At 54.1% G+C, this 14,035-nt stretch carries 10 protein-coding genes; 9 read left to right on the top strand and 1 reads right to left on the bottom strand.

The window, feature by feature from the left end:
• Nucleotide 1: 1 nt before the first annotated feature.
• The 4 genes from atpA to ABTW00_RS23370 are packed head-to-tail and all read left to right on the top strand — an operon-like array spanning nucleotide 2 to nucleotide 4,305.
• Nucleotides 2–1,543: a F0F1 ATP synthase subunit alpha gene (gene atpA / locus ABTW00_RS23355; protein WP_064540595.1), complete on the top strand. Its 1,542-nt coding sequence runs from the start codon at nucleotides 2–4 to the stop codon at nucleotides 1,541–1,543.
• Between the two features lie 49 nt (nucleotides 1,544–1,592).
• Nucleotides 1,593–2,456 carry a F0F1 ATP synthase subunit gamma gene (atpG, locus tag ABTW00_RS23360; protein ID WP_035893615.1) on the top strand — a complete coding sequence of 288 codons (864 nt, stop codon included), beginning with the start codon at nucleotides 1,593–1,595 and terminating at the stop codon, nucleotides 2,454–2,456.
• 26 nt (nucleotides 2,457–2,482) lie between these two features.
• A complete protein-coding gene (gene atpD / locus ABTW00_RS23365) occupies nucleotides 2,483–3,865 on the top strand; it encodes a F0F1 ATP synthase subunit beta (RefSeq protein WP_064540598.1) in 1,383 nt (460 codons plus the stop codon).
• Nucleotides 3,866–3,885: 20 nt separating this feature from the next.
• Entirely contained in the window at nucleotides 3,886–4,305 is a 420-nt protein-coding gene (locus ABTW00_RS23370) for a F0F1 ATP synthase subunit epsilon (protein WP_064540602.1), read from the top strand.
• 515 nt (nucleotides 4,306–4,820) lie between these two features.
• Here ABTW00_RS23370 and ABTW00_RS23375 read toward each other — a convergent pair.
• Nucleotides 4,821–6,998 carry a right-handed parallel beta-helix repeat-containing protein gene (locus ABTW00_RS23375; protein ID WP_433637933.1) on the bottom strand — a complete coding sequence of 726 codons (2,178 nt, stop codon included), beginning with the start codon at nucleotides 6,996–6,998 and terminating at the stop codon, nucleotides 4,821–4,823.
• A gap of 344 nt (nucleotides 6,999–7,342) precedes the next feature.
• Between ABTW00_RS23375 and glmU the strand changes: the two genes are divergently transcribed.
• From glmU to pstA, 5 genes are all read left to right on the top strand, one after another.
• On the top strand, nucleotides 7,343–8,716 hold the full coding sequence (gene glmU, locus ABTW00_RS23380; RefSeq protein WP_433637934.1) for a bifunctional UDP-N-acetylglucosamine diphosphorylase/glucosamine-1-phosphate N-acetyltransferase GlmU: 1,374 nt from the start codon (nucleotides 7,343–7,345) through the stop codon (nucleotides 8,714–8,716).
• A 168-nt stretch (nucleotides 8,717–8,884) separates the two neighbouring features.
• The gene (gene glmS / locus ABTW00_RS23385; RefSeq protein WP_065357339.1) at nucleotides 8,885–10,714 is read left to right on the top strand and encodes a glutamine--fructose-6-phosphate transaminase (isomerizing); all 1,830 of its coding nucleotides are present in this window, start codon (nucleotides 8,885–8,887) and stop codon (nucleotides 10,712–10,714) included.
• A gap of 298 nt (nucleotides 10,715–11,012) precedes the next feature.
• The gene (gene pstS / locus ABTW00_RS23390; protein WP_064540614.1) at nucleotides 11,013–12,053 is read left to right on the top strand and encodes a phosphate ABC transporter substrate-binding protein PstS; all 1,041 of its coding nucleotides are present in this window, start codon (nucleotides 11,013–11,015) and stop codon (nucleotides 12,051–12,053) included.
• A gap of 72 nt (nucleotides 12,054–12,125) precedes the next feature.
• Nucleotides 12,126–13,085, top strand: coding sequence for a phosphate ABC transporter permease PstC (pstC, locus tag ABTW00_RS23395; protein ID WP_064540617.1), 960 nt, complete (start codon nucleotides 12,126–12,128; stop codon nucleotides 13,083–13,085).
• A complete protein-coding gene (gene pstA / locus ABTW00_RS23400; RefSeq protein WP_064540620.1) occupies nucleotides 13,085–13,975 on the top strand; it encodes a phosphate ABC transporter permease PstA in 891 nt (296 codons plus the stop codon). The genes pstC and pstA overlap by 1 nt, the downstream gene beginning before the upstream one ends.
• Nucleotides 13,976–14,035: the final 60 nt, after the last annotated feature.

Below are 14,035 nucleotides of genomic sequence, written 5' to 3' on the forward strand. Positions count from 1 at the left end.
CATGCAACTGAATTCCACCGAAATCAGCGAACTGATCAAGCAGCGCATTGCTCAGTTCAATGTTGTGAGTGAAGCTCACAACGAAGGTACTATTGTTTCTGTAAGTGACGGTGTTATCCGCATTCACGGCCTGGCCGATTGTATGCAGGGTGAGATGATTTCCCTGCCGGGTAACCGTTACGCTATCGCACTGAACCTGGAGCGCGACTCCGTTGGTGCTGTAGTTATGGGTCCGTACGCTGACCTTGCCGAAGGCATGACCGTCAAGTGTACTGGTCGTATCCTGGAAGTTCCGGTTGGCCGCGGCCTGCTGGGTCGTGTGGTTAACACCCTGGGTGCACCAATCGATGGTAAAGGCGCGCTGGACAACGACGGCTTCTCCGCCGTTGAAGCTATCGCACCGGGCGTAATCGAACGTCAGTCCGTCGATCAGCCGGTTCAGACCGGTTATAAATCCGTTGATGCCATGATCCCAATCGGTCGTGGTCAGCGTGAACTGATCATCGGCGACCGTCAGACCGGTAAAACCGCGCTGGCAATCGACGCCATCATCAACCAACGTGATTCCGGCATCAAGTGCGTCTACGTGGCTATCGGCCAGAAAGCGTCCACCATTTCTAACGTGGTACGTAAACTGGAAGAACACGGCGCGCTGGCTAACACCATCGTTGTTGTGGCAACCGCGTCTGAATCCGCTGCACTGCAATACCTGGCGCCATATGCCGGTTGCGCAATGGGCGAATACTTCCGCGACCGCGGCGAAGATGCGCTGATCATTTATGATGACCTGTCTAAACAGGCTGTCGCATACCGTCAGATCTCCCTGCTGCTGCGTCGTCCGCCTGGACGTGAAGCATTCCCGGGCGACGTATTCTACCTCCACTCTCGTCTGCTGGAGCGTGCTGCGCGTGTTAACGCCGAATACGTTGAAACCTTCACCAAAGGTGAAGTGAAAGGGAAAACCGGTTCTCTGACCGCGCTGCCGATTATCGAAACGCAGGCCGGTGACGTTTCCGCATTCGTTCCGACCAACGTAATTTCCATTACCGATGGTCAGATCTTCCTGGAAACCAACCTGTTCAACGCCGGTATTCGTCCTGCGGTTAACCCGGGTATCTCCGTATCCCGTGTTGGTGGTGCAGCTCAGACCAAGATCATGAAGAAACTGTCCGGTGGTATCCGTACCGCGCTGGCACAGTATCGTGAACTGGCAGCATTCTCCCAGTTCGCATCTGACCTTGACGATGCAACCCGTAAGCAGCTGGACCACGGTCAGAAAGTAACTGAACTGCTGAAACAGAAACAGTATGCGCCGATGTCCGTTGCGCAGCAGTCTCTGGTTCTGTTCGCGGCAGAACGTGGTTATCTGGCGGATGTAGAACTGGCGAAAATCGGTAGCTTCGAAGCCGCTCTGCTGGCTTACGTTGACCGTGATCACGCTCCGTTGATGCAAGAGATCAACCAGTCCGGTGGCTATAACGACGAAATCGAAGGCAAGCTGAAAGGCATCCTCGATTCCTTCAAAGCAACCCAATCCTGGTAAAGTCTGACGGCCTGTCTTAGGGCAGGCCGTAGGCATTGAGGAGAAGCTCATGGCCGGCGCAAAAGAGATACGTAGTAAGATCGCAAGCGTCCAGAACACGCAAAAGATCACTAAAGCGATGGAGATGGTCGCCGCTTCCAAAATGCGTAAATCGCAGGATCGCATGGCGGCCAGCCGTCCTTATGCAGATACCATGCGCAAAGTGATTGGTCACCTTGCGAACGGTAATCTGGAATATAAGCACCCGTACCTGGAAGAACGCGACGTTAAGCGCGTGGGCTACCTGGTGGTGTCTACCGACCGTGGTCTGTGCGGTGGCTTGAACATTAACCTGTTCAAGAAACTGCTGGCGGATATGAAGGCATGGACCGAAAAAGGCGTTCAGTGCGACCTCGCAATGATCGGCTCTAAAGGTGTGTCCTTCTTTAATTCCGTAGGTGGCAACATTGTCGCTCAGGTTACCGGTATGGGCGATAAACCAGCCCTGTCCGAACTGATCGGTCCGGTAAAAGTGATGTTGCAGGCCTACGACGAAGGTCGTCTGGACAAGCTTTATATTGTCAGCAACAAATTTATTAACACCATGTCTCAGGTGCCGACGATCACCCAACTGCTGCCGTTACCGGCTTCAGAAGATGATGATCTGAAACGTAAAACCTGGGATTACCTGTACGAACCCGATCCGAAAGCGCTGCTGGATACCCTCCTGCGTCGCTATGTCGAATCTCAGGTCTATCAGGGCGTGGTAGAAAACCTGGCCAGCGAGCAGGCCGCACGTATGGTTGCGATGAAAGCCGCGACCGACAATGGCGGCAGCCTGATTAAAGAGCTGCAGTTGGTATACAACAAAGCTCGTCAGGCCAGCATTACTCAGGAACTCACCGAGATCGTCGGTGGTGCATCCGCGGTATAACCAGGTTAATTCGTAGAGGATTCAAGATGGCTACTGGAAAAATTGTCCAGGTAATCGGCGCCGTAGTTGACGTCGAATTCCCTCAGGATGCCGTACCGCGCGTGTACGAAGCCCTTGAGGTACAGAATGGTAATGAAGTGCTGGTGCTGGAAGTTCAGCAGCAGCTCGGTGGCGGTATCGTGCGTACCATCGCCATGGGTTCCTCCGACGGTCTGCGTCGCGGTCTGGAAGTTAAAGATCTCGAGCACCCGATCGAAGTTCCGGTAGGTAAAGCAACACTGGGTCGTATCATGAACGTACTGGGTCACCCGGTAGACATGAAAGGCGACATCGGTGAAGAAGAGCGTTGGGCTATCCACCGCGCTGCGCCTTCCTACGAAGAGCTGTCCAGCTCTCAGGAACTGCTGGAAACCGGTATCAAAGTTATCGACCTGATGTGTCCGTTCGCGAAGGGCGGTAAAGTCGGTCTGTTCGGCGGTGCGGGTGTTGGTAAAACCGTAAACATGATGGAGCTGATCCGTAACATCGCGATCGAGCACTCCGGTTACTCTGTGTTTGCGGGCGTAGGTGAACGTACTCGTGAGGGTAACGACTTCTACCACGAAATGACCGACTCCAACGTTATCGATAAAGTATCCCTGGTGTATGGCCAGATGAACGAGCCGCCGGGAAACCGTCTGCGCGTTGCGCTGACCGGCCTGACCATGGCTGAGAAATTCCGTGACGAAGGTCGTGACGTACTGCTGTTCGTCGATAACATCTATCGTTACACCCTGGCCGGTACTGAAGTATCTGCACTGCTGGGTCGTATGCCTTCAGCGGTAGGTTACCAGCCGACTCTGGCGGAAGAGATGGGCGTTCTGCAGGAACGTATCACCTCCACCAAGACCGGTTCTATCACCTCCGTACAGGCGGTATACGTACCTGCGGATGACTTAACTGACCCATCCCCAGCAACTACCTTTGCTCACTTAGATGCAACCGTAGTACTGAGCCGTCAGATCGCATCCCTGGGTATCTACCCTGCGGTTGACCCGCTGGACTCCACCAGCCGTCAGCTGGATCCGCTGGTTGTTGGTCAGGAACACTACGACACCGCGCGTGGCGTTCAGTCCATCCTGCAGCGTTATCAGGAACTGAAAGACATCATCGCCATCCTGGGTATGGATGAATTGTCTGAAGAAGACAAACTGGTGGTAGCACGCGCTCGTAAAATTCAGCGCTTCCTGTCCCAGCCGTTCTTCGTAGCAGAAGTATTCACCGGTTCTCCGGGTAAATACGTTTCGCTGAAAGACACCATCCGTGGCTTTAAAGGCATCATGGACGGCGAATACGATCACCTGCCGGAGCAGGCGTTCTACATGGTCGGTTCCATTGACGAAGCAGTGGAAAAAGCCAAAAAACTTTAACGCCTTAATCGGAGGGTGATATGGCAATGACTTACCACCTGGACGTCGTCAGCGCAGAGCAACAAATGTTCTCTGGTCTGGTCGAGAAAATCCAGGTAACGGGTAGCGAAGGTGAGCTGGGTATTTACCCGGGCCACGCCCCGCTGCTCACCGCCATTAAGCCTGGTATGATTCGCATCGTTAAACAGCACGGCCACGAAGAGTTTATCTATCTGTCCGGCGGCATTCTTGAAGTGCAGTCTGGCACCGTGACCGTTCTGGCTGATACCGCTATTCGCGGCCAGGACCTCGACGAAGCGCGAGCTCTGGAAGCGAAACGTAAGGCCGAAGAGCACATTAAGAGCTCTCATGGTGACGTGGATTACGCTCAGGCGTCTGCGGAACTGGCCAAAGCGATCGCTAAACTGCGCGTTATCGAGTTGACCAAAAAAGCGATGTAACACCGGCTTGAAAGTCAAAAAGCCAGTCTGGTCTCCAGGCTGGCTTTTTTTATGGTTTGTTTTAATTTAAATGAAACTGAAAAGGTATTTTAAATATTTTGTGATTTGAGTCACAAAAATGTTGATCGATAAAATCCGGAGGAGTAGACTTTGTTTTGTGAGTTGAGTCACAAAAAATATCACTACTATCGCAGGATAAAAATCATGAAACTGATCAACAAAATCATCGCTCTCTTCAGCTCTATGAACATCTCTTTCGGTACTTTCAACCTGTAAGGTTGATGACCGCGCTGACCGCCCACCTGTAGGTCAGATGCTGTTCTGTGATGCGCTGTACCGCTAACGAAAACCACAACACATGCGGTGTAAACAGAACCCAAAAATGAAGAAGGTCGCCTTACGGCGACCTTTGTATTTTGTAGGCCGGATAAGGCGTTTACGCCGCCATCCGGGAATGTCTTCGTGGCTTGCCTGATGGCGCTGCGCTTATCAGGCCTACAGCACTAACCTACGCATCAATCCTTGGTCAGGAAATTCCCGGTATCAAAACTCCCGTCCGCATTACGCTCCAGCGGCTGCGGTAACGACAGCGACTGGAAGTCTTGCGCACGCAGTTCCTTACCTTCCGTGTTCACGCTTTTTCCCTTTTCGATGAAGTAGTTCGTGGCATCGATATTCCCTACCACCGCATCGTCATATTTTCCGGGTTTGCTGCGCAGCGAAATGTTGTCGCTGAATACACCTTGCGTAGATGCATCGCCATAAGGGCTGGGGCGGAAGATGAAGTTAAAGCGCTGGTTGTCGACGGCGACGTTATTGACCACCACTAACTTGCCCGGGTTGAAGTTATCGGTGAAGCCATCAAGGTGGTTGCCGATCGCGATGCTGTTGCGGATTTCGTGAGCCACCGGCTGCCCCTCACCGCCCAGCTTGAAGCCGTTGCTGGTGTTGTCGCGGGCGACAGAGTTCTCGATCACCACCACGCCGTTGGCGCCGTCCTCAATCTTATTAAACAGATCGAAACCGTCATCAATATTGTTGTGTGAATAACACCCTTCCAGGCGGTTACCCTCACCCACGCGCATCTTTACCGCAAAACCATCAGCGTTGATCTTGCCCGGATCCTCATTACTATGGGATTCCGAGTTCACCACGCGGTTATAGCTTGCCCACAGCGGACGGCCAATCTTATCTACCGAGGAAATTTGAATCCCGGTATCGTCATTGCGATAAGCCGTGACATTCTCGATCAGGTTATGGCTGCCCTGAATACGCAGGCTCTTCCCGGTGATATCCACACCGCGTAGCGTCCAGTAGTTACCGTCCAGCAGCATGCCGTGGATAACCGCTTTACCGTTGGCTTCCAGCGTTTTACGGCCATTTTCAAGACCGCTGGCAGAGAGCGGAATATCGGTCTTCGGATAGTCGCCTGCCGCCAGCACAATTTTGCCGCCCGGCGCGACCAGATCGATGGCGGTTTGCAAATCCATCGGCGCATCGGCGGTACCTTTTGCATCTGCCTTGCCATTTGCTGCTGCGTACAGCGTGCTGGTGGAGATACCTTTCTGCTGGTTAACGGTCAACTGCTGCTCAACCGGCGTCCGGTCTTTACCGCTGGTGGGGGTAAAGGTCACCTGAAAGGTATTGCTCTCTTTCAGCGTGGCGGGCTGAGTGAACATCTCGCCGGCCTTCACCGCTTTATTCTCCCCGATCACCACTTCATTGTGCCGTACGGTAAACAGCCCGTCATAATTGGCGCGCGCTTGCAGAGTGTACTCTGGCGTCAGGCTCTTGCTACCCGAAGCGACCTGCATCACCACCGGCCATGATTTGGCAACGAACGGTTTAGAGACCACGGTTTTCGCCTCAGAGGTGGTCAGCGAAGCGTCTTTAACGGTGATTTTGGCATTACGCGACGCAAAGAAGCCCACGTAATACTGCTTTTTATCCTGCACGGAGATCATATCTGCGTGCGGTACGCGCTCGGTCACCCACTCTTCGCTCCCGACAGGGGCCCAGGCGGTCACGAAGCCGTCATTCGTCCGTTCTAGCTTCAGGCGGAACGTCGGCGACTGACGCAGATCAACCCCTTCCTTATAGCTGACCTTTTTAATCTCGGACCCGGCATTACCCCAAGGTTGGGTAATACCGTTACGCGCGATCGCCTGTAGCTTTACGCGGTAACTGTCTTTCTTGTCCTGGGTCATAATGGCGTTCATCACCATATTTGATGCCGCAGGGAACTCTTCATAACCTTCTTTCAGCGGTTCCTGGCGTGGAATGCCGATGATATCGCGCACCAGTAGCCCCGCACCTTCCTGTGCGGCTGGTTTAGCGCCGTTTTCCGGACCAAACTGATCGACGGTCACCGTGGCTGAGAGAACAAAGTTCTCATCGCTCGGTAACGTGGTGTAGAAGAAGGTTAAACCGTCGTGTGAATTGGCGATTTTGCCACCGCGGCTTTCAATAGTGATAGGTTTGCTGAGATCGGCAATCTGCTGTGGCGTCAGCGTTTTACCGTCGATGGTGACGTTATTCACGCCAACTTTCTCCGGAAGAACGTTGGAGGAGAAGTTAACGTCGGTGGACTGCCCAAAAGCGATCGCCTTCCATTGCTGGGGCGTCTGGGCCTGCGCCGAGAGAGAGAGCGCTGCGCTACAAAGGGTAAGAGCCAGAGGTATCTTCTTGTTCATATTATCTTCCTGAATGGTTGAGCGCCGTAATTATCAACAAATTAAAACGGTGTTTCTTTTTTGCGCGTCACAATAATGAGTAAATAAAACACCGTTTTGAAATGGTTTATCCTTTATTCAGGTGATAAAAAAACAGCATAAGCAGTGAGATAGCGCTGAATCTGGCGCTGAGCCTGATTTCTTACAAGACAAATAGATTTGATATAGACGAAAATAAGGGCAGAAAGTCAGGACTAAAGGGGATGTTGGACGTTTTATCAGCAGGCCATTTCATGCTGAAAAATATGTAGAATTTTCAACAAGAACCCGGTTTACTTCATACTTAATCTACAGACAGGATACCTATGTCTAACCGTACCATGAGCGTTGTGATCCTTGCCGCAGGCAAAGGCACGCGTATGTATTCCGATCTTCCTAAAGTGCTGCACACGCTGGCTGGCAAGCCGATGGTGCAGCATGTCATTGATGCCGCGAATCATGTTGGCGCGAACCAGGTTCACCTGGTGTACGGTCACGGCGGTGATTTACTTAAGCAAGCCTTATCCGACGACAACCTGAACTGGGTGCTGCAGGCTGAACAGCTGGGCACCGGACATGCGATGCAGCAGGCTGCGCCGTTCTTCGCGGATGACGAAGATATTCTGATGCTGTACGGCGACGTGCCGCTGATCTCTGTTGAAACGCTGCAGCGTCTGCGCGAAGCCAAGCCGCAGGGCGGAATAGGTCTGCTGACGGTAGTGCTGGACGATCCGAGCGGCTATGGCCGCATTACCCGTGAAAACGGCAAAGTAACCGGTATTGTCGAGCACAAAGATGCCACCGAAGCACAGCGTCAGATTCAGGAAATTAACACCGGTATCCTGATTGCTAACGGTGCGGACCTGAAGCGCTGGCTGGCGAAGCTCGACAATAACAATGCGCAGGGCGAATTCTATATCACCGATATTATCGCCATGGCGTATCAGGAAGGGCGTGAAATTGCCGCGGTGCATCCGGCGCGTATCAGTGAAACCGACGGCGTGAATAACCGCCTGCAGCTTTCCCGCCTTGAACGTATTTATCAGTCTGAGCAGGCTGAAAAGCTGCTGCTGGCCGGCGTGATGCTGCGTGACCCGGCGCGTTTTGACTTACGTGGTACCTTGTCTTACGGGCGCGATGTCGAAATAGATACTAACGTTATCCTTGAGGGCAACGTGGTGCTGGGCGATCGCGTCAAAATCGGCGCGGGCTGCGTGATCAAAAACGCCACCATCGGTGACGACTGTGAAATCAGTCCGTACAGCGTGGTGGAAGATGCGCATCTGGAAGCGGCCTGCACCATCGGGCCATTCGCGCGTCTGCGTCCGGGCGCTGAACTGCTGGAAGGCGCTCACGTTGGTAACTTCGTCGAAATGAAGAAAGCGCGTCTGGGCAAAGGCTCGAAGGCCGGCCATCTGACCTACCTCGGCGACGCGGAAATTGGCGACAACGTGAATATCGGTGCGGGTACCATTACCTGCAACTACGATGGCGCGAATAAGTTTAAAACCATTATCGGCGATGACGTGTTCGTCGGCTCCGACAGCCAGCTGGTGGCCCCAGTGACGATTGGCAAAGGCGTGACGATTGCCGCCGGGACCACCGTCACCCGCAACGTCGCGGATAACGAACTGGTACTCAGCCGCGTACCGCAGGTACACAAGCAAGGCTGGCAGCGTCCGGTAAAGATTAAGAAGTAGGCCTGATAAGGCGTAGCCGCATCAGGCAACAACGGCGAGGAGATAACATAATCTCCCGCCGACCATGCAGTACCTATAAAAATAACCCCACTCTCTACAAGGCTCGGGGCGCCCGGTATACGGGCAACAGGTTGACCGACAACGCGTAAAAAATCGGAACATAAACTTATGTGTGGAATTGTTGGCGCAGTCGCGCAACGTGATGTAGCTGAAATCCTTCTCGAGGGCCTCCGTCGTCTGGAATACCGTGGATACGACTCTGCGGGTTTGGCTGTGGTGGATGCAGAAGGTCATATGACCCGTCTGCGTCGTCTGGGAAAAGTCCAGATGCTGGCTCAGGCAGCGGAAGAACAACCGCTCTCCGGCGGCACCGGTATTGCTCACACCCGTTGGGCAACCCATGGCGAACCATCGGAAGGCAATGCGCATCCGCATGTGTCTGAGCACATTGCGGTGGTGCATAACGGCATCATCGAAAACCACGAACCGCTGCGCGAAATGCTGCAAGCGCGCGGCTATGTCTTCGTTTCAGCGACCGACACCGAAGTGATTGCTCACCTGGTGCATTGGGAGATGGAACAGGGCGGTACCTTACGTGAAGCGGTGCTGCGCGCGATTCCACAGCTGCGCGGCGCTTACGGTACGGTCATTATGGACTCCCGCGATCCGAGCACGCTGCTGGCAGCGCGTTCCGGTAGCCCATTGGTGATTGGCCTTGGGATGGGCGAGAACTTTATCGCTTCTGACCAGCTGGCGCTGCTGCCGGTAACCCGTCGATTCATCTTCCTGGAAGAGGGGGATATCGCGGAAGTGACCCGCCGTACCGTGGCTATCTTCGATAAGACCGGCGCGGAAGTGACGCGTCAGGATATTGAATCAAACGTGCAGTACGATGCCGGTGATAAAGGCATCTACCGCCACTACATGCAGAAAGAGATTTACGAGCAGCCGAATGCCATCAAAAACACCTTAACCGGGCGTATTAGCCACGGCCAGGTGGATCTGAGCGAGCTGGGGCCGGAGGCCGATGCGCTGCTGGCGAAGGTTGAGCACATTCAGATTATCGCCTGCGGGACTTCCTATAATTCGGGAATGGTGGCGCGCTATTGGTTTGAATCGCTGGCCGGTATGCCGTGCGATGTCGAGATCGCGTCGGAATTCCGCTACCGCAAATCCGCCGTGCGCCCGAATAGCCTGGTTATTACTCTCTCGCAGTCCGGTGAAACCGCCGATACGTTGGCAGGCCTGCGCTTGACCAAAGAGCTGGGTTACCTGGGCTCGCTGGCGATTTGTAACGTCGCGGGCTCGTCGCTGGTGCGCGAATCCGACCTGGCGATCATGACCAAAGCGGGCGCGGAGATTGGCGTTGCCTCCACCAAAGCGTTTACGACTCAGCTGACCGTTCTGCTGCTGCTGGTGGCAAAAATGGCTCGCCTGAAAGGTCTGGATGCCGCCGTTGAGCACGATATTGTGCACGGTCTGCAGGCGCTGCCAAGCCGCATTGAGCAGATGCTGTCGCAGGACAAACGCATTGAGCTGCTTGCAGAAGACTTCTCCGACAAGCATCACGCGCTGTTCCTTGGCCGCGGCGATCAGTACCCGATCGCGCTGGAAGGCGCGCTGAAGCTGAAAGAGATCTCCTATATTCACGCGGAAGCCTACGCCGCTGGCGAGCTGAAGCACGGCCCGCTGGCGCTGATTGATGCAGATATGCCGGTGATTGTCGTCGCACCGAACAACGAGCTGCTGGAAAAACTGAAATCCAACATCGAAGAGGTTCGCGCGCGCGGCGGTGAGCTGTATGTCTTTGCCGATCAGGACGCGGCGTTTACCGATAGCGACAACATGCACATCATCGAGCTGCCGCACGTGGAAGAGGTCATCGCGCCTATTTTCTACACCGTGCCCCTACAGCTGCTGGCCTATCACGTGGCGCTGATTAAGGGCACCGACGTTGACCAGCCGCGCAACCTGGCAAAATCGGTGACCGTGGAATAATCGTCACCCTTTGATGAATCATCCGGCTATGCCTCAGGCATAGCCGGATTTTTTTTATCCGCTATAACTGTCATAAAGCACGACGGTTTTGCTGTCATAAAAAGAAAATCCCTCTGAAATTTTAGTGTAAATATTTTTCACAACTAACTGATTTTAATGGTTTTAATTATCCTGTTTTTTATAGGTGTTTCTGTGTCATTAAACTGTCATAAACCTTACATATAACTGTCACCTGATTGTCCTATTTTGCTCCTCGTAGCCACTAAACAATCATTTACGGATTCTTGCAGGAGACATTATGAAAGTTATGCGTACCACTGTCGCAACTGTTGTCGCCGCGACCTTATCGATGAGCGCTTTCTCTGCATTCGCAGCAGCAAGCCTGACAGGCGCGGGTGCAACTTTCCCAGCGCCGGTGTATGCCAAATGGGCTGATACCTACAACAAAGAAACCGGTAATAAAGTGAATTACCAGGGTATCGGCTCCTCCGGTGGCGTAAAACAAATTACTGCAAATACCGTTGATTTCGGCGCATCCGATGCCCCGCTGTCTGACGAAAAACTGGCTCAGGAAGGCCTGTTCCAGTTTCCGACGGTGATCGGCGGTGTGGTGCTGGCCGTTAACATCCCTGGCCTGAAATCCGGCGAGCTGGTGCTTGACGGTAAAACGCTGGGTGACATCTACCTGGGCAAAATCAAGAAGTGGGATGACGAAGCCATCACCAAACTGAACCCAGGCGTTAAGCTGCCTTCTCAGAACATCGCCGTTGTGCGTCGTGCTGATGGTTCCGGTACCTCCTTCGTGTTCACCAGCTACCTGTCTAAAGTGAACGAAGAGTGGAAATCGAAAATTGGCGCGGGCTCTACCGTAAACTGGCCGACCGGTCTGGGCGGTAAAGGCAACGACGGTATCGCGGCGTTCGTACAGCGTCTGCCTGGCTCTATCGGCTACGTTGAATACGCTTACGCCAAGCAGAACAACCTGGCTTACACCAAACTGGTTTCTGCCGACGGCAAACCGGTTAGCCCGACCGAAGATAACTTCGCTAACGCGGCTAAGGGCGTTGACTGGAGCAAAACCTTCGCACAGGACCTGACCAACCAGAAGGGTGACAACGCGTGGCCGATTACTTCCACCACCTTCATCCTGGTACACAAAGAGCAGAAGAAACCTGAGCAGGGCGCTGAAGTGCTGAAGTTCTTTGATTGGGCATACAAAAACGGCGGCAAGCAGGCGAACGAGCTTGACTATGCTTCTCTGCCGGAAAGCGTGGTTGAGCAGGTTCGTGCTGCATGGAAGACCAACGTAAAAGACAGCAGCGGTAAAGCGCTGTACTGATGACGGTCGCCCGGCGGGAACGCCGGGCAGCTGTAAATGTCGTGGCGGATTTTAAACTGGAAAGAGTGATTTATGGCTGCAACTAAGCCTGCTTTTAACCCACCGGGTAAAAAGGGTGACATGATATTCAGCGCGCTGGTAAGACTGGCTGCGCTGATTGTGCTATTGATGTTGGGCGGGATTATCGTCTCTCTCGTGATCTCCTCGTGGCCCAGTATGGAGAAGTTCGGCTTCGCCTTCCTGTGGACCAAGGAGTGGGATGCGCCTAACGACATTTACGGCGCGCTGGTACCGATTTACGGTACGCTCGTGACCTCCGTTATCGCCCTGCTGATCGCCGTTCCGGTGAGTTTCGGCATCGCTCTCTTCTTGACCGAACTGGCACCAAACTGGCTTAAACGCCCTCTGGGCATCGCGATTGAACTGCTGGCGGCCATTCCCAGTATCGTTTACGGCATGTGGGGCCTGTTTATCTTCGCGCCGCTGTTCGCGACCTACTTCCAGGAGCCGGTCGGCAATATTCTTTCTAACATCCCGTTTGTCGGTGCGCTGTTCTCCGGCCCGGCCTTTGGTATCGGTATCCTGGCGGCTGGGGTTATCCTCGCCATCATGATCATCCCCTATATCTCTGCCGTAATGCGTGATGTGTTCGAACAAACCCCGGTGATGATGAAAGAGTCGGCCTACGGTATCGGCTGCACCACCTGGGAAGTTATCTGGCGTATCGTCCTGCCGTTCACCAAAAATGGCGTGATCGGCGGTGTGATGCTCGGTCTGGGCCGCGCGCTGGGTGAAACCATGGCGGTCACCTTTATCATCGGCAACACCTACCAGCTCGACAGCGCGTCACTGTATATGCCGGGTAACAGCATTACCTCCGCGCTGGCGAACGAATTTGCCGAAGCGGAATCCGGCCTGCATGTTTCTGCGCTGATGGAACTGGGTCTGATCCTGTTTGCGATTACCTTTATCGTGCTGGCGGCATCTAAGTTCATGATTATGCGTCTGGCGAAGAATGAGGGGGCACGCTAATGGCAACGCTGGAAATGCAAAACACCGCTGCGCTGGCTGAGTCCCGTCGCAAAATGCAGGCCAGACGCCGCATGAAGAACCGTATCGCGCTGACGCTGTCGATGGCGACCATGATCTTCGGCCTGTTCTGGCTGGTGTGGATCCTGATGGCCACCATCACCCGTGGTATCGACGGGATGTCCCTGGCGCTGTTTACCGAAATGACGCCACCGCCAAATACTGCAGGCGGCGGTCTGGCGAACGCCCTGGCGGGCAGCGGCCTGCTGATTCTGTGGGCGACCGTGTTTGGTACGCCGCTGGGCATTATGGCGGGTATTTACCTCGCCGAGTATGGACGTAAATCCTGGCTCGCCGAAGTCATCCGCTTTATTAACGACATTCTGCTTTCCGCACCGTCGATCGTCGTGGGCCTGTTCGTCTACACCATCGTCGTGGCGCAAATGCAGCACTTCTCCGGTTGGGCGGGCGTGATTGCGCTGGCGCTGCTGCAGGTACCGATCGTTATTCGTACCACCGAGAACATGCTCAAATTGGTGCCGGACAGCCTGCGTGAAGCCGCCTATGCGCTGGGTACGCCAAAGTGGAAGATGATCTCCGCGATTACGCTGAAAGCGTCGGTCTCCGGGATTATGACCGGTATCTTGCTGGCTATTGCGCGTATCGCCGGTGAAACAGCGCCGCTGCTGTTTACCGCACTCTCGAACCAGTTCTGGAGCACCGACATGATGCAGCCTATCGCCAACCTGCCGGTAACCATCTTTAAATTTGCGATGAGCCCGTTTGCGGAGTGGCAGCAACTGGCCTGGGCCGGGGTGCTGATTATCACGCTGTGCGTATTGCTGCTGAACATTCTGGCGCGCGTTATTTTCGCCAAGAAGAAACACGGTTAAGTTTAATACCTTGCCGGATGGCGGCGTAAACGTCTTATCCGGCCTACGGTTGACATATAT

The sequence above is a fragment of the Kluyvera georgiana genome (assembly GCF_050990895.1).
Taxonomy (GTDB): domain Bacteria; phylum Pseudomonadota; class Gammaproteobacteria; order Enterobacterales; family Enterobacteriaceae; genus Kluyvera; species Kluyvera georgiana.

What these genes read in the sequence shown, in the direction of transcription:
- atpG (WP_035893615.1), top strand. Translation starts at nt 1,593, where the DNA reads ATGGCCGGCGCAAAAGAGATACGTAGTAAGATCGCAAGCGTCCAGAAC.
- atpD (WP_064540598.1), top strand. Translation starts at nt 2,483, where the DNA reads ATGGCTACTGGAAAAATTGTCCAGGTAATCGGCGCCGTAGTTGACGTC.
- pstS (WP_064540614.1), top strand. Translation starts at nt 11,013, where the DNA reads ATGAAAGTTATGCGTACCACTGTCGCAACTGTTGTCGCCGCGACCTTA.
- glmS (WP_065357339.1), top strand. Translation starts at nt 8,885, where the DNA reads ATGTGTGGAATTGTTGGCGCAGTCGCGCAACGTGATGTAGCTGAAATC.
- atpA (WP_064540595.1), top strand. Translation starts at nt 2, where the DNA reads ATGCAACTGAATTCCACCGAAATCAGCGAACTGATCAAGCAGCGCATT.
- ABTW00_RS23375 (WP_433637933.1), bottom strand. Translation starts at nt 6,998, where the DNA reads ATGAACAAGAAGATACCTCTGGCTCTTACCCTTTGTAGCGCAGCGCTC.
- glmU (WP_433637934.1), top strand. Translation starts at nt 7,343, where the DNA reads ATGTCTAACCGTACCATGAGCGTTGTGATCCTTGCCGCAGGCAAAGGC.
- ABTW00_RS23370 (WP_064540602.1), top strand. Translation starts at nt 3,886, where the DNA reads ATGGCAATGACTTACCACCTGGACGTCGTCAGCGCAGAGCAACAAATG.
- pstA (WP_064540620.1), top strand. Translation starts at nt 13,085, where the DNA reads ATGGCAACGCTGGAAATGCAAAACACCGCTGCGCTGGCTGAGTCCCGT.
- pstC (WP_064540617.1), top strand. Translation starts at nt 12,126, where the DNA reads ATGGCTGCAACTAAGCCTGCTTTTAACCCACCGGGTAAAAAGGGTGAC.